The 17,764-nt window shown below is 38.2% G+C and carries 10 protein-coding genes; 7 read left to right on the top strand and 3 right to left on the bottom strand.

The window, feature by feature from the left end; all coding sequences use genetic code 11:
* Positions 1-2 precede the first annotated feature (2 nt).
* The 7 genes from EDF66_RS20725 (at position 3) to EDF66_RS20695 (ending at position 12,352) form a co-directional block, all read left to right on the top strand.
* Complete coding sequence (locus EDF66_RS20725; RefSeq protein WP_132844775.1) at positions 3-2,309, top strand: Gldg family protein; 2,307 nt, start codon at positions 3-5, stop codon at positions 2,307-2,309.
* Between the two features lie 55 nt (positions 2,310-2,364).
* Positions 2,365-3,417 carry a TlpA disulfide reductase family protein gene (locus tag EDF66_RS20720; RefSeq protein ID WP_243656104.1) on the top strand — a complete coding sequence of 351 codons (1,053 nt, stop codon included), beginning with the start codon at positions 2,365-2,367 and terminating at the stop codon, positions 3,415-3,417.
* 61 nt (positions 3,418-3,478) lie between these two features.
* On the top strand, positions 3,479-4,363 hold the full coding sequence (locus tag EDF66_RS20715) for a serine protease (RefSeq protein ID WP_165902477.1): 885 nt from the start codon (positions 3,479-3,481) through the stop codon (positions 4,361-4,363).
* Between the two features lie 660 nt (positions 4,364-5,023).
* Positions 5,024-8,452, top strand: coding sequence for a SusC/RagA family TonB-linked outer membrane protein (locus tag EDF66_RS20710; RefSeq protein ID WP_132844771.1), 3,429 nt, complete (start codon positions 5,024-5,026; stop codon positions 8,450-8,452).
* Positions 8,453-8,463: 11 nt separating this feature from the next.
* Positions 8,464-9,861, top strand: a complete 1,398-nt coding sequence (locus tag EDF66_RS20705; protein WP_132844769.1) for a RagB/SusD family nutrient uptake outer membrane protein — start codon at positions 8,464-8,466, stop codon at positions 9,859-9,861.
* A complete protein-coding gene (locus EDF66_RS20700) occupies positions 9,842-10,771 on the top strand; it encodes a hypothetical protein (RefSeq protein WP_132844767.1) in 930 nt (309 codons plus the stop codon). Before EDF66_RS20705 ends, EDF66_RS20700 begins: the two co-directional genes overlap by 20 nt.
* A gap of 12 nt (positions 10,772-10,783) precedes the next feature.
* Positions 10,784-12,352 (top strand): PKD-like family lipoprotein, encoded by a 1,569-nt coding sequence (locus tag EDF66_RS20695; protein ID WP_132844766.1) that lies wholly within the window; start codon positions 10,784-10,786, stop codon positions 12,350-12,352.
* A gap of 406 nt (positions 12,353-12,758) precedes the next feature.
* Here EDF66_RS20695 and EDF66_RS20690 read toward each other — a convergent pair whose 3' ends face one another.
* From EDF66_RS20690 to EDF66_RS20680, 3 genes are all read right to left on the bottom strand, one after another.
* A complete protein-coding gene (locus EDF66_RS20690) occupies positions 12,759-13,559 on the bottom strand; it encodes a peroxiredoxin family protein (RefSeq protein ID WP_132844764.1) in 801 nt (266 codons plus the stop codon).
* Positions 13,560-14,613: 1,054 nt separating this feature from the next.
* Positions 14,614-14,883 (bottom strand): hypothetical protein, encoded by a 270-nt coding sequence (locus EDF66_RS20685; protein WP_132844762.1) that lies wholly within the window; start codon positions 14,881-14,883, stop codon positions 14,614-14,616.
* A 642-nt stretch (positions 14,884-15,525) separates the two neighbouring features.
* Positions 15,526-17,322, bottom strand: a complete 1,797-nt coding sequence (locus EDF66_RS20680; RefSeq protein ID WP_132844760.1) for a chloride channel protein — start codon at positions 17,320-17,322, stop codon at positions 15,526-15,528.
* Between the last annotated feature and the right edge of the window lie 442 nt (positions 17,323-17,764).

The raw sequence follows: 17,764 nt of genomic DNA, 5'->3' as shown, positions 1-17,764 counted from the left end.
ATATGATTTTTAAAATAGCAAAAAACGAGCTGCGTAATCTTTTTTACTCACCTATCGCTTGGGTATTGGTCGTCATTTTCTTTGGACAATGTGCGATTGTATATTCCTCTATGCTTGAGTCTTTTGCAAGACAGCAAAGTGCATTTTTACGACTTGATGCGAATTGGACAGGTTTTAATCGGCCGTTGACTTATGATATATTTTTCCTTTACAAAGATGCGGTTTTTAACCAAGTTGGACAAAATCTCTATCTGTTTATACCTTTGTTGACAATGGGGCTGATTAGCCGGGAATTTAATAAAGGAACACTTACCTTGCTAAACTCCTCACCCCTGAAATTGTGGCAACTTGTCTTTGGGAAGTTTTTGGCAACGGTCTGTTTCGGCTTATTGTTAATAGGCATTTTGGGATTTATTTTTTTTATCGCTGGATTTAATATCCAGCATATAGATTATGGCATGCTATTGGCCAGTGCACTGGGCTTCTTACTGCTTATCTGTGCTTATGCTTCGATTGGTTTGTTTATGTCAAGTCTGACATCTAATTATATTGTTTCAGTTCTTGCCACCTTTATTATGTTATTTATCTTAAGCCGTATTGGCGAGATGTGGCAGGAGAAAGATTTTATACGTGACCTCACCTACTTTCTCTCGATGCAAGGGCATACGGCAAAGTTCAATCAGGGCTTGATCACAACCAAAGATATTGCCTATTATTTAATTATTATGGGCATGTTTCTGTCGTTTACTCTTTTGCGTCTGTACAGAACCAGAGGTGTGAATGAGCACTGGTTAAAATCCGGCAGCAGATATATTACAGTGATAATGGTTGGTTTGGCGCTGGGTTATGTAAGCTCAAGGCCTGCATTAGTAGGATATTGGGACACCTCAGCGCTCAAAATTAACACCATTGATCCAGAGGTGCAAGCCTCTTTAAAAAAGCTAGACAAAGGGAAACTCAAAGTCACATTGTATGTCAATATGAGTGACTTGATGGATGCAATGCACGGGATACCGGAAAGCCGAAATAAATATTTAACTGAATATTGGGAAAAATACCAACGTTTTAAGCCTGATATTGAATATCACTATGTTTATTATTATGATGCAGATACGACCTACGATAACTATAATCTCAAACCATTTAAGACAAATCTCAAAGCTTCTGCGAGATATGTTGCAGATTTTGCCAAAAGGATAAAAATGGATTCTACGATAATTAAAACACCGATCGAGATACGCAAAACTATGGACCTCAGACCCGAAGGGAATCATATTTTGATGCATTTGGAGTATAATGGACGCAGTGCGATATTAAGGACATTTGCAAAGCAACCCATATGGGCCCCGGACAATCTTTTGATGGTTGCCATCAACAAGCTTGTGGATGGCTTTAACCCCAAGCTGGCTTATGTTTCTAGCGGTCTTCAGCGATCTATTTATAAGAATGGTGAGCGTGAATACAGTGATCATAGCCGTAAAAAGTCGGAAATGGAAGCGCTTGTCAATCTAGGTTTTACTTCGGATTCCATCGATCTTTCCATACAAGACATTCCGAAAGGTCTGGCAGCATTAATAATTGCCGATCCAAAGGTGAAATTTACTGTAGCAGAGTTACAGAAACTTTCGGATTATGTGGATAGTGGTGGTAATATGATGATTATGGGTGAGCCTGGTAAACAAGATATTTTAAATCCTTTCTTACAGAAATTAGGTGTTCAATTGCTACCGGGGCAGCTAGTTCAACCTTCTAAGGATGAAACTGCCGATAACTTGTCTGTAAATATTCATGGAGAAAAAATGGAACATGATCATCATTCCCATGGCCGGCAAATGGCACAATTTAAACGTGCAACAGCACTCTCATATACCGATACCACTTCGTTCAGCGTCATGACCCTGGCAAGCACTATTGCTGGCCAGAGCTGGCTGACGCAGGCTCCGGTCGTCTTCGATTCTATACCACCAGCATTCGATCCAAATGGTGGTGATATCGATAAAAGTTTGCCAACATTGCTTATGCTCACTCGTAAACTAGGGAATCGTCAACAACGTATTATGATCGCTGGAGACACTGACTTTTTGAACAATAAGCTATGGTCACGTAATGTCGGTCTGATGAAAACATTGTTCCACGGCATGACCGATGGGCGGAATAATATTCACATACATTCCCCAGATCCTGTCGATACTAGACTCAACATCACGCTTGCAGAAGCGCGCTTTCAAAAGATGATCTTGGTTTATTTGATTCCAGCAGTCATTTTCTTGTTCGGTACAGTCCTTCTGATCAGAAGGAGCCGTCGTTAGTAGGATTAGAAGATTTAGATAAACTGTAAATTGATATAATTAAAAAATTACAATAATGAGAACAAAAGCAATTTTAACATTGATAGGAGCTGTTTTGACGCCCTATCTTTTGTCTGCACAGGAAGACAAAAAATTACCACAAAAAGAGGTGTCTATTAGTAGTTCGTTTTCCGAACTGCCTTCTGGCACCAAGATTTTTTTACTTATTGGTAAAAGCGACGGCATTTATAGAGATTCCAGCATTGTGGACAATGGCGTCTTCTCATTTCGCACGACCTTGAGCGAACCAGCAGTTTCATATGTCATGAAATCTGTGAAAGGGGAGATGCCGGACCGAAAGATGCTCATACTTTCACCTGGAGAAAACATAAAACTTACCGGAAAGGGTTTTATTCAAAATGCCGAGATTAGTGACTCGCCAATTCACGAGGAGGAAAAACAATTTACAGAGTTTGTTACAAGCCGGTCACCAAACAAGTCAAATGAGGAAGCCACTTCGGCACTGAAACAATATATAATGGAAAATCCGAAAAAAATATTTTCCCTTTATGCTTTAAAAAATTTAATTGAACTAAAAACCCTACCCAATGCAGAGATTGTGGTATTGCTAAATGGTATGGATCAGAGTATTAAGGAAACTGAGGCATGGAAATCATGCTCTAACAAAATTTCGGCAACCTCTAATACCGCCATCGGAGAAGATGCCCCAGCTTTTATACAGAATGATGTTAATGGTAAACCTATCAATTTGTCTGACTTTAAAGGTAAATATGTGTTGATTGATTTCTGGGCATCATGGTGCGGTCCTTGTCGTGCCGAAAACCCTAATGTGGTTAAGGCTTATGAAAAGTTTCACGGTAAAGGATTCGAGATTTTGGGTGTATCATTGGATGCAAAAAGAGACTCGTGGTTAGAGGCAATTACTGAAGACAAACTAAACTGGACCCATGTCAGTGACTTAAAAAGATTTGAAAATTCTGTAGCAAAGCTATATGGTGTGGATGCGATTCCGCAAAATTTTTTAGTTGATCCGAAAGGAAAGATTGTAGCAAAAAATCTACGTGGAAAGGATCTTGAAAATTCACTGGCTAAGTTTTTTGGAGAATAACAATATTCCGAATTAAAATATGTATATAACTTTAAAGCGTAAAAAAAATATGAAATATTTAATGAGTGTAATAATCGGAATATTAATTGCGCCCTTTGCACACTGCAGTACGCAGGATTCTGTTAGCTATATTGACAAAGTAAAGATGACCTCGGTTTTGGAAGCCGCGCTGGGCAAAATGGTCAATGGGCATCCGGAATGGGGCGCTAAAGCAATGCGATCGCGCCTGAATGCGGCCGAAGGGAATAAAAAAGTTGCTGTTGATATTAAACTTCCGAAGCCTCACAAAAAATTTATGAAACCTGTGGATATGTATAATCAGCGCGGTCAGGGTGTCCTTATGGTCGGCAAATATTTTGATTGTGGCAAATGTGATAAGCTGCACGCTATGGTGATTGCTACAGCAGTTGTATTAACCGAAGATGGCGTATGTCTGACCAATCGACATGTAATGGAAAGCATGATGGCCAAAACTGCCTCTGCCGAAGCTGATAGTGCGTATTTTTTAGCAGGATTGAATGGCCAGGTTTATCCTATTCTGGATGTATTGAGTTATGCTCAGGATGCCGACTTAGCTGTGATCAAAATTGATCCTAGAGGTAAAAAGCTATCCCCTGTTCAATTGGGTGAATCTTTACATGCGGGTGAGGATGTCAGGACGCTTACCCATCCGATGGCGAATTTTTATTATTATAGTGAAGGTGTAGTCGCCCGCAATACCCAGGATGAGAGTAAAGGATGGGAATCACGACGTATGGATATTACAGCCGATTATGCCGTTGGCTCTAGTGGCGGACCTATATTTGATGAAAAGGGAAACTTGGCTGCATTGGTATCCACCACACAATCTTTGGGAACACCATCAAATAGGGGTATTCCTGGCAGTCACCAGATGACCATCCACAGCACCATACCTGTCAGTTCAATTCGCAGATTGTTTAAATAAGTCATCTATTAGCAGAGTACTGAGGTCAGATAACGTATTTATCGTATTCAAATATACATTAATGTAGTGCAAGCCGTTTAGAAAAGCAAATTCTTGCGGCTTGTACTTTTTATTAATTGACTTTAGAAAATTTTATCCATTCATTTTAAATTGGCCCCTTGTATTTTATTTCAATGATCGTCAGTATATTAATGTGCTAATTAAACATTTAAAGTACGGGTTTTTGAGATAAATTAGGAAAGATATTGAGATTTTTGTTTAATTATCAATTTTAATTGTAGTTACATTTGAACGCAGATGGCCGAAAATTAGTGCCTTAATTGGGAAAAGTTGACGATCATTAAAAGGAAATTAAGCTGAATCTTTTAAATCCAAAAACATTACCTTCTACACAACAATTATAGTCTATAAAACTGAATTCAAAACCTAATTATACAGTTTTATTTACCTTACCAGGAATATATTTGGCAGAAATATGAATAGGATATAATTAGTATTATTCAATACGCAGAAAGCATTAATTTATTAAGATTAAATTGTGAGGGACAAAAGTTCAGCTGAATCGACTTCTACTAAAATTAGATCTTGCAAAGATACTAACAAAATTATAAATTATTTTATTTCTACCTATATGTGTAAACTAATCAAAACCTTTAAATTATGAAGTACTTACGGCTCATATCTATTCTGATGATGGTATTTTGTCTGCAGAGCCTCGTTTTTTCGCAATCTGTTTCAATTACTGTAAAGGATGCACCTTTATCCAAAGTGCTATCGGAGATTAGAAAGAAGACGGGAATAGATATCATCGGTGAAAAAAAGTTAGTAGATGCAGCTAAGCTAGTAACAGTGAACGTGAAAAACATTCAACTGTCCGAATTACTGCGACAGCTTGAAAGACAACAAGAACAAACGATAGGCTTTTCTTTACGGGATAATACAATCATGTTAAGAAAACTTGAGATCCGTCCGGTAACAAAAACAGCTGATAGGCAACAATATGTCTGTTTTGCTGGCACAGTGACCGATTCATTGGCTAGGCCTATTCAGGGTGTCACGGTACGAATTACAGGTATATCGAAGGTGACCGCCATCGCTAGAAAAGGAAACTTTAGCTTCGGAAATGTTGAATCTGATGCGACGGTCGGCTTCAGTTGTGTGGGCTATTTTCCTTTTGAAGTCAAAGCTTCTGTCTTATCATCCATACCAGTTGGGCAGATCAGAAGTTTTGGATCAACCAAAGTATTGCGGGTCAGAACTTGCGAGTATAAGGTTATCCTTTCTTTTGCAGCCGACAGACTGGAAGAGGTTGAGGTAAATACGGGAATGTTTAGTCGTAAGCAGGAGAGTTTTACTGGCGTAACAAAAACTTACAGTGGTGATAAGCTCCGTGAAGTTAATCGAACCAGTCTTCTGGAAGCATTAAATACCTTGGATCCTTCTTTTAAGCTGATTCGTGACAATAATCTAGGTTCAGACCCAAATCAGACACCCAAGATTGAGTTTCGCGGTACACGGGGTGTTCCCGAAGTACCCGATGGTACCGCTGGTAATAGTCAGGCGTTACGGCTGCGTTACGAACAGGATCCAAATCAACCCTTATTTATTTTAAATGGTTTTGAAGCGACTCTCAAAGATATCATTGATCTGGACATCAATCGGATCCAATCCATTACTTTATTAAAAGACGCTGCCTCAACCGCGCTTTATGGCCCCAAATCCGCCAATGGTGTAGTGGTTGTTGAGATGATGCGTCCAAAACCGGGAAAGCTCCAAATAGGGTATACAACCACCGGAACTATTGAAGCACCCGATGTTTCGGGTTATAATTTGATGAATTCCCAAGAGCTTTTGGCCTTCGAAGAAGCTTCCCGAAACAAAGATGAAAATTTTCTTGAGACATATAAAGAAAGTGTCAAACACGATTTCAGAGCCAATCAAGTTGCTAAGGGTGTTAATACCGATTGGTTGAATGTACCGCTCCGTAATGCTTACTCGATGAATCATTCGTTGAATATTGACGGTGGGGATGAGGTATTCAGCTATTTGGCTGGAATTTCTAAGCAGAATAATAAGGGAGTGATGAAAGGGTCTTCAACGAGTAGCATGAGCGGTATTATGCAACTTAGCTATCGTAAAGATAAGTTTAATATTAGCACTAGTTTCAGAATTAATGATTCTAAAAGTGAAGGTTCTCCTTATGGTTCTTATTCGACCTATACTGGTATGGCGCCCTATTTTGCCAAATTTGATGCGCAGGGCAACCTGAACACCGATAGATACCTGGTAGATGAAGAAATTCAGTTCGTTAGATTTCCTAATAACTCTGAACGCTACCAGGTTGCCAATCCTTTATTCAATGCACAATTACCCTTTAAAAATGTAACGAATATATTGCAGTTTACCAACAATTTACAGCTTCAGTATGATATTTTTCCGTGGTTGCGCTTTAGCGCGGGTGGTCAGTTTCAAAAGAATCAAGGTACCGCTGATTTTTTTCTCTCCCCTTTGAACACGATGTTTGATGATAAGCCCGTATTGGAAAAAGGTAATTATAGTTATAGCAAAGATAAATCTACTTCCTATGACGGTAATGCGATGCTGACATTTAATCGTGTCATTGCTAATAAACATATTATTAACGCCAATCTTCGAGGTAGCGTTACTTCTAATTACTCGGACAACCTCAATATAGCAGCAATCGGTTTTGCCGGATCGGCCGACCCGCTTATTTTTCTGGCCAATGGATACGCACCTTCCAGTAAACCCAATGGTCAGGAAACTATATCGCGTAGTTTGGGGCTGACTGGAAGTATCAATTATTCCTACGATCGCCGCTACAATATGGACTTTTCCTATAATCGCAGCGGTTCGAGTAGTTTTGGGGTTGAAAATCCTTTTAAGGATTTTTATTCTGTTGGACTGGGATGGAATATTGGTAATGAAAAATTTTTGAAGAAATTCCAATTTGTTGATATATTCCGTTTGTCTGGCAATGTTGGTATCACTGGCAATGAAAGTGCCGGTGGATTTGGATCACGGACCACTTACCGGCTGAACAATGAGACCTATCGTCTATCTGAAACAATCAATCTAGTGAATTTGGCCAATCCGAACCTAGAATGGGCTAGTACGTTAAAGTACAGTTATTCCCTGACGAGTTCTTTCTTTAAAGGGCTTTTCGGTTTTACACTGAGTGGTTTCTATGATAAGACGGATCCAATGATTGTACAGTTACCTAAGCCACCTTCATTGGGGATTAGCCAGATTCCAACCAATATTGGTCGACTTACCACGCATGGTATGGAACTTACTGGTAATGTACGCCTTATTCAGAGCAAGGACTGGACTTGGAATCTGGGTCTGCAGTCGACGGTATTTCTTAGGTCAAAATATAGTGGTCTCGGCGATAAACTAGCCGATTTCACCGAAGCTGCCCGAAAATCCAATTTTCTATTGCGTTTTAGTGATGGCGGTGGGCCTTACGATATCTGGGCCGTACGCTCTGTGGGGATTAACCCAGCTGATGGTCAGGAAATTTTGCTGACAAAATCGGGTGCTTACACCAGCAATTTTAATGTAGAAAACGAGGTGATGGTAGGCACTAGTCGACCTAAGACTGAGGGCGTAATTAATACACAGGTTCGCTATAAGCTATTTACTCTGTCACTCCATTGCCGATATATAGTGGGTGAAACAAAATTCAATACTGCTCTTTACAATAAAGTAGAGGAAGCCTATGACGTCTACCCCGGGGACAAAAATTATGACCGCCGGGCCTTCTATGATCGCTGGAAAAACCCTGGGGATGATGTTGCTTTTCTCGGAGTAGGTATACAGCCTCAAGGAATGTCCGATCGGTTTTTACTTAGTGAAAATGCGTTGTTTTTTGAATCGGTAGGCATCAATTACGATTTTAATACACTGTTAAAAAAGGTGAAAATGTCCAAATTAGGTATTAAGCGATTGAACGTGTCCCTCAACTTGAATAATCTATTCCGCTTTCAGTTTTCAAATATTAAGCTAGAGCGTGGTCTGGAATATCCTTTTTCACGTAGAGTTTCTTTTCAGATAAGTACTTCATTTTAATCCCATAAGCCATGAAAATAAAGATCTTTAATTATGTAGTATTTACCTTACTCTTTTTGACTTCGATGTCCTGTTCAAAATTTTTGGACGTCCAGCCCCGAGATTCGATCTTTGAGGAAGAGGCTTTTTCTACTGCCGTGGGTGCGCAACAGGCTTTGGACGGGATCTACTTGAGGATGTCAGATAAACAACTTTATGGAGAAACACTAACGATGTATTATGCAGATGCTCAGGGGCAATACTATTTAGAAAAAGATATTTTGCCTTACACGTTCATAAAAAGGTTCTTGAATACAAACAATGTGGTTAAAGAAGCTTATTTGCAGAATTGGACGAGTGTGTATAAATTAATACTGGATATCAATAACTTCTGCCAAAACCTAGAAGAGTCAGTTCCTGCAGGAATGACGGAAGAAAAACACCAAAATATGTTAGGCGAAGCCTATGCTGTCCGGGGAATGCTCTATCTAGATCTGCTCCGGCTATATGGACCAGTACCTGCAAAGGGACTTAAGGCACCGGCAATCCCTTATGTAAACAGTGTAGGATTTGAAGTAAGATCGATAACGCCATTTGATAGCGTTATGACGGGTATTATAACAGATCTTAGCTTGGCGCGCGAAAAGTTGAAGACAGATCTGTTGCTCGACCCTTCACAAAGCTCTTCATTTGTTGAGCGCAAATGGCGTCTCAATTACTTTGCAACTAGCACTCTATTGGCACGTGCGTATCTGTATGCTGGTATGAAGACCGAAGCATGGGATATCTTTGAGGCAGAGAAGGATGTCATCGACGCAAAATTCCCATCAATTACTGGAATTGTAATTGGCGATCGTGTTTTTAGTTCCGAGGTGCTGTTTGGCATCGAAAACAGAGAGCTGCATAACACACACCTTAAACTTTTCAATTCCACAATTTTAGAGGCTAATATTCTGAGACCAGATCCTCAAAAATTAGGGCAGGTTTATCCTGAATCTAATGACTATCGTGAACGAGCCTGGTTTGAACAAGGTACCGAAGGTAATAAAAATTATAAGGTATTCAATAAGTATTCGGATAAGGACATAAAGCCAGAAATGCTTTATTTTCAGCCCTTAATTCGGAAGTCCGAGTTATCCCTCATTGGGGCTGAGACAGCACCCACGACGGAACTAGGCTATCAAATACTCAACGAGTTCCGCATCACCCGAGGTCTGGATAATATCTCAGATGCTGGGGGAGCAGCAGGTCTTCAAAAAGCAATATTACAGGAATATGAACGCGAATTTTGGGGCGAGGGTCAGTTCTTTTTTGTAAATAAACGGCTAGATAGCCCTTTAATTCCAGATGAATTAGGATCACTTACGATATCTATGTCGAGTGCAAAATATGTGATGCCCATTCCTGACGATGAAAGAAAATATAGATAGACATATGGAGAAGACAAATAAAATAAACGCAAGGCAATTATCCATAATAATTGGATTAGTATTGTTAATGATTGGTTGTAAAAAGATAGAGCCGATCCATTATATTGGAGAATCAGCAATATTTTTTTCTAATGCAGGAATTAAGAATACGGCTTGGAGTGATTTTTCCGATACCTTGACGGTCAGCTTTTTCAATGACCCTCGATTTCAGCGCGATACGGTAGATTTGAGTGATCCGAAATTCGAAAGTGGAAGGCTCTTTAGTGCAAACATCCAATTTGCTGGCAACCTATGGGTATATTTATCAGATCGGGTATCCTCCAATGACCGTCCATTTGAGGTCTCGTTGTCTGGATCTGGATTGAAAACCTGTATCGTGCCTTCCAGCGATCAATGGTTTATACCGGCAGATTCGGTGCGCGCGATCCTTGATCTGAAGTTCGTTCGTCCACCACTGACAGATACCAGTACTTATCTGTTAAAGGTGTCGTTGAAAGACAATCAACAATTTAAAGGGACGCTTCACGAACACAGCTCCTTTGTATACCGTTTTGGAAACATCCCCGTCCGACCGTTATACTGGGATGAGGCATTTGCGGGTAAATTTTCCTTCAATAAGGCCCTTGCCATGGCTGCTGCATTCCGGGAAGCGAGTGAATTGGAGCTAGATCCTTTAAAAAATATCTATCTTCCTCTTTTAAAAGAGATACCTCCCACATTATTTTCCGAAGCTTCGGTAGATGATATTTATAATATGATTAATTTGATGAGCAAAACGGGTAGCACAACCAAACGTAATATTTATCGAATGGCTATTAAGATTACCCAAGATTATTTGGCTCGTAAGGCCTCTATGGGGACTCCTGTGTCGGAGGCTGATGGCACAGCAATTGTTTTTCCTAATTCTTAAAGATCGTTAACAATGAAATATCTAATAATAGTATTGTTCACTGGATTGCTCAATTTTTCCTGTAACAAGGATACGGGTAATTATGACTACCTAGAAAGAGCAGATCTTGTCGTACTTGATAACAAAAGCCTAGTCAATCTCAAAGTTGGCGTACCTGATACGCTATTTCCCTTAATACAGAATGATGGTGAAACAATAAAACCGATGGACTACAGTTATCAATGGGCCGCTTATACTAACACCCCCAACGATTACCATCAGTTGGATGTCCAAACACCTTTTTTAACTAGCGCAGATCTGGTCAATGCAGGAATGACTGGATCCTTTAATGTAGCCTTTCGTGCAACTCAAAAAGAAAATGGGGTCACAGTACAATCGCTGTATCGTGTGTTGGCGGTCAATGCTACGCAAGAGGGCTGGTTATTGCTCTGCGAACGTGATGGTCATAGTGAAGTGAGTTTTTTAAGTGGAATAGGGAATTATGATGCCCTTATTGCGGTATCAAATGGCAAAGATATAGCACCTTTTTTGACAGGAAGGCCAGTGTCTTCTGCTGCAAATCATGGAGGTATATCGCAACAAAACACTTTACTTGAAGGTAATTTTTTACTACTTTCGACAACGGATAGGATTTTAATACTCAAAGGGGAGGATCTTTCCTATCAAAAAGGTCTTTCGGATAGAGTAACTATGGAACTCAAACCTATGCCACATTCGCCGGTAAGGTTATTTAATGGTATAAATGCGGATGCGTCGAAAGAAAATAATATATATTCTTTTGGCTTTGGCAATGCCTCTGGTTTCGATCCTTTTGACACGGCTATACCGATGAATGACTATACCATTGTTCAAAATGTAACACAAGGCAAGTCACTTCCACAAGATATTTTCCCGGTTTCGCCTATTCTTATTCCTACGGGTCGAGTACCAACAAATAGGCCAGTTCTTTTTGACCTTGAAAAATCGCTTTTTATTAACAGTGGAAGATTTCTTGGAATGAGTGTAGGTACCGAACCCGTCCCGATAGTATTTGATAAACCATTTGATTTATCTGGATTTGAACTGATGTCCGGAATATCTTCACTGCATAGCTCCGGCAATCCTCTGATCACGGCCTTAATGCGAAATAAAGCCCGAGAATATTATATCCTGAGTTTTCTGACAAATGGTATTTTGTTGGGGGCAAATAAGATAAATGATCAGCGTTTGGTCGAGGCGCAGTATTTTGCCATCGACCAAAGAACCGAATATTTGGTTTACAATGTCGGTAGCCGGATTTACGGATATAGCTATAGACTGAATAAGTCGCGCGAATTACTGAATTTTGGTGATGAAGAAATTTCGGTTTTAAGTTTTGAACAGATCTCATTAAAAGGTCCTATAAGCGATACGAATCGAAGAGCTGTCTATCAACGCTTGCAGGAGGGATTGGTTGTATGCACATTTGACAAGAATAATCCCGGTTCAGGTGGAACATTTCGGCAGTATCGTATTCCGTTGGGATCCCAGCCGATTGAAGAAATGACCAAACAAAGTGGTTTCTCGCGTATACAGGACATTACCTTCAATAGAATTTTTTAAGATAGGATTATTAAGTCAAAATTCCTAACAACTAGCATTGCTGGTTGTTAGGAATTTTTTCTATATAGTTCTGCGTATTCAAGATATCCTTTGGATTTATTACATATATAATCATCATGATTTTATATTCAATTTTTCTGATACCTGGCAGTTTTGCACACCTTATTTTGTAAAGTACATGTTATTATCGTCCCAGATGCAATCGTAATATTTAAATAAAAAAACTACATGTTCATTATTATTTAGATAGTAGCTATATTAAAATAAAGTTTATTCATAGTAAATATTATATATAAATAATGCTAATTAAATGGTAATTTAATTAGTCTTTGCTTTGCCTGTTTTCTATGATGGGAATAAGGAGTAATTGTTATTTTTGTTTATTTTCATGGGATTACATTTGTAATCAGTTAAATAATTCCTTGAGCTTTTCTTCTAATGCCACACCGTGCAAATTTCTTGCAACAATGATTCCCTGCGGATCTATCAGGCAATTACCTGGAAGACCCATATAATACGAAGAAAGTACATTTTCACTTTTAAAATCCACTACATTAGTAAATACATCTAATCCCTCTTCTCTTACTACTTTTAGCCACTTTTGATGGTCTTTCTCTTTCTCTTTAGCTATAGCTAGCACAGAAAAATTTTTATTTTTATATTTTTTATAAATGTCAATGATGTGTGGTAATTCTTTCCTACAAGGAACACACCACGTGGCCCAAAAATCAATCAAAACGTATTGGCCTTTGAATTCCGATATGGATACCTGATGACCGTTCTGGTCGCTGAGGGTAAAAGATGGTGCAGGCATGCCTACAGCGCTCTGTCTTTTTCTTTTTAAGTTTGATATTACCCTTTTTCCATCCTCACTGTTTCTGAGGGTAGATGATAATCCGGCAAAATAGGATTCAACCAAAGCAGACTTGACTCCTTCTTTATCCATTAGATTTATCTTTTCCACATAGATCAGGCTCTTGGGATCATTGGGGTTCGCCCTGATAAAGTTTTGATATTTGGTTATCAATGCGCTATCAAGAAAATGCGGTGTTGTAGAAATTGATAAAAAGCTGGCTTTAGACACACTGAATTCTGTTCGTTTGATGGGGTTGGGGATATCTAAAAAGTTGGTTGTAGATTCTATTCCTATTAACTTGATAATCAAGGTCGATCCAATGGTTATAAATAATTTTGTTTTAACAAGCATATCAATTTAGTTTTAAATTTGTTTATTCGACTATATTATAGTAGTCGGCCAAACTGGAAAAGTGTCCCCTGTTAAATTTATAATTACTCACATTTTGTGCTAAGAGAATATAATAATGACAAAAGCATTTGCGATTTTTTGGTTGTTTTTTGAATTTATCATATACAATGAACAATAACACAGTTTTGTTCACATTTAAAAGATTTAAACGACCTGGCAATCTTGTCGATAACTTGAGAATCTTGATTTCTAGTTCGGCAATCATTTCGTAATCTGAAATTTGAGTCCGGACAGGCGGCTTCTGTAAGATGTGTTATTAAAAAATTAATGAGCTAATCACAGTAAATTAAATAAATTATTTCCAAGAGACCGTTGGCTAGGCAAATGATAATAAAGTTGAATTGTTTTTTTGCCTATATTGGGTAGTCTAGCAAATGGCAAGCGAGTTAAATATTTCAATGAAAGCTTTCTTGGTGACCACTTGAATATGAACTTGTTACTTTCTCTATTAGATTCTTAGAATAAAAGTCCAATGGTTAAATATTATACTTGTAGATTTTATAACCGTTTATAAGATCTAACACCCGATATATGGGTCAAAACAACTGAATTTTTTTTTAAAAAAGTAGTCCTTGATGATTTAAATGAGCAGGCGGAAAAATTTTGCAACGAACTTATTGAGGCTTATTTATTTTTTCAACAGTTTTGGTGTATTTCAGAAATTTGTCCCATTCCCAAAAGAAAAATCAATTTTATAAATATCTAGACCTTTTGTAAGCTTTTAATTAAAGTTTCAGATTTAAAGGACACTTTTCGTCATAACCCGTCAAGTTAAGAAATAAATGTACTTTTTAACCAGCGGATCAAGGATATTATAATTATGTAAGATGTTAACCCAAAAAGAAATATATCTAATGTGATATTCAGCAGGAGGAGATGATGCCGCCTACCAAAGAAACGAACATGTGGCTTCCTGGTCAAAAAAATTAGATATTCTGCAGACCTCAGGACCAGCATTCGATATTCACGAAGTATATACTTTCTCGAGAATGCCTCATTGGAGGGAATAAATAGATGCAATTGCAGTACCACAGATGGCATCGTTCAAAAGAAATCCACTTCCAAGTCCGGCTATTATGATTCCAGGATGATAGACTTCATTCAAGATTTTATTGGCTTGGATTGCCTGCTGAAGATCGCGTATAAAAGATTTATAGTATCGATATTTAAGAATACAATTAGATTGAAAAAATTCAAAACCCCGTTCTACCGGGGCTTCGAATTTACTTAAAGAATAAAACACATAATTTGATTTTACAATCATTATATAGTATATGACGATTGGAATAGAAAGTTGTCCCGCGAAAATTTTTTTATATGAGATCCATCACGATTTACTATTAAGGTGAAACCGTTCTTCCTGTAAATGATTGCAAAAGCGCATACAAGTTGTTAAAGCGAGCGTCGTTTTATTATTTTACTTCTAAATATAAATTGTTATAATAATAGTTACTTGTACTCTTGAAAAATATTCCATGCTTTCAATGGTACTCTTCTCTTCGAATAATGGTGTTTTAAATAACGTTAATCATTATCAATAACGAATTCTTTTCTAATGAATAAAACTTTATCAGTTCAAATTATGAATGTATTACATACGATAGGAGCAAAGCACTGACAAATTCATGAGTATGTTTCTAACCTTCTGTTCAATATGGATCTGCTTTACACTTGGTGATGTTGTGCACCCTGTATTGATGGCTATAGTAGGGGCAGTCGTGAGTTATGTGACAAGCCGGTTGTTGGGGAGGTTACGAAAGAGAAAATGATTTCTGGATGCGCTCCAAAATTAGGAGCGTATCCAGATTGTCCATCTGAATTATCAGGGGAAAATTTGATGAATTATGTGTGCCATTTGAAGTCCCGAAATTCGATCCGCAACATGAAATATTTAGGTTTGGGCCACTTATTGTTCCAAATAAGCAGCTTGCCTCATCAGTAATGCGCGATATTTATTAAAGACAGCAGACTTGGATAAAAAGCCTTTATATTTTCCTGTTTCATCGATTACGGGAAGCATCCACACATCTTCTTTTTTCATTTTCTGCATAACCACTTCCATATTGGTACCCATTTCAATAATGTCTATAGGTTGCTGTGCCAGTTCGCTCATTTTCATTTTTAAACCATCGACATTCTCACCTAGCAAAATTTCCAGTAAGCGCTCACTATAGATAAGTCCTATAAATGTTCCATCATAATCTACAACAGGAAAAATATTTCTTTTGCTGTGGATAATGTCATGATTTCTATCTTTGGCAAATTCATCAGGACGCATGATTGTGAAATTATTTTCAAGTAGATGACGTAGTTTCATCATACTGAGAACTGTTCTGTCTTTGTCTTCGTACGTTAATAAGTCGCCCTGTTCCGCTAATACCTTGGTGTATATCGAATGTTTCTGTACTGCACGGTTAATGAAATATGTTGTGGCAGCGACCAGCATAAGTGGAACCATCAGTGCATATCCACCCGTGATTTCTGCGATAAGAAATATCGCTGTAAGAGGGGCATGCATAATACCGCTCAATGCTGCAGCCATACCAACCACCGTGAAATTAGCAACATTTAGATCTACAAGACCCGTTAGATTCATTCCATATGAAAATGCGAAGCCGATAAGGCCACCCATGATAAGGCTTGGGCCAAATATGCCCCCATTGCCACCACTGTTTAAAGTAACCAAAGCTGCCATAGATTTCGCAAATACGGTAGCGATAGTAAATGCAACAACAAGCCAGCCTATATCGCTATATTGAGAAAACATACTGTTGCTCAGGATGTCCTGATGACTTCCGTCCAATATTTTTTGTATCGTAATATAGCCTTCGCCATAAAGTGAGGGAAATAAGAAAATTAAGATACCAAGACTTATTCCACTTACCCATACTTTACGGTATGGATTAGTTATTTTTGAATATAGATTCTTCAGCCAAGTTGTTAATCGAGCAAAGTAGATTGAAAATCCTCCAATAATAGTTGCTAATCCAAAGTAATAAATTAGGGCGTGAAACTCCCAGTCATCAGTTACCAAGTGGAATAGGGGTTCGCTGTATAAGGAACGCGAAACAGCTGCTGCTGTTGCCGTAGAAATTAAAAGTGGAATAAATACGGGTATTGAAAACTCAGGAAGGAGAATTTCAATAGCAAAAATCATTCCGGCAACCGGGCTGTTGAATGCTCCAGATATTCCAGCGCCCGCCCCACAAGCTAGTAAAAGCGTTACTTCTTTATAATTAAGACCGAAAAAACGTCCCGTATTTGAGCCTATTGCGGCTCCGCTATATGCTATCGGCGCTTCAAGTCCTGCAGATCCGCCGAAGCCAACCGTGATGGCACTGGTAATAATTTGAGAATAGATATTGTGTGGCTCGATACGACTTGATTTGCGGGAAATAGAATAAATAATCGGAGTGATACCATGCTCAAATTTTCCTTTTTTAATGAACCGCCTTACATAAATAACACTTAATAAGATACCTATTAATGGGAATAAGAGGTAGATGTAATACTTATATTGTGATTGAACTTCGTTCTGTAGCGACGAAGCGATCCAGTGAGTCATTCCTTTAAGTGTTGCGGCGGCAAAACCACCTATAAGACCTACTAAAAGAGCAACAATGACTAAAAAGTTTTTATTTGAAATCTTTTGGGTTCGCCATCTATTAAATCGCTCGAGCTGAAGATATAATCTTCCTATCATGACATTTTTAATTTGCTGTTCACATGTGAAATTATTGTGACTGTGCAAATGTAAGATTTCAAGATAAATCCTGGCAAGTATTTATAATTTTTTTATTATCTGTAATCGGTTTTTTAGTGTAGCAGTGATCATGAAGATTTTATACTTATCATCTGATGACTGATAACCGCTAGATTTTGATAGCATTCAATGATATACTTTTTGTATCAATCATTGCGTATTTCATCTTGAAACAAACAGTCATATAACAATTTGCTTTTCTGATAGCTTATGGTTCATCTTAAGACGATTACGTATTGGAGTGGATTGCAGAAAACAAAATGCGCTGTTAATTGTTTCTTATATGCGATCAAAAGAGTGTACCACTACACTCTTTCTTTAAGTAATAGTTTACGAATAACGGTTTTACCGTTATTCGTGTTTTTTTAGATAATTCTTCAGT

The organism is Sphingobacterium sp. JUb20 (genome assembly GCF_004342035.1).
Lineage (GTDB): Bacteria > Bacteroidota > Bacteroidia > Sphingobacteriales > Sphingobacteriaceae > Sphingobacterium > Sphingobacterium anhuiense.
Note: the sequence above shows the minus strand (reverse complement) of the source record. Positions and strands in the feature narration are given on the sequence as shown.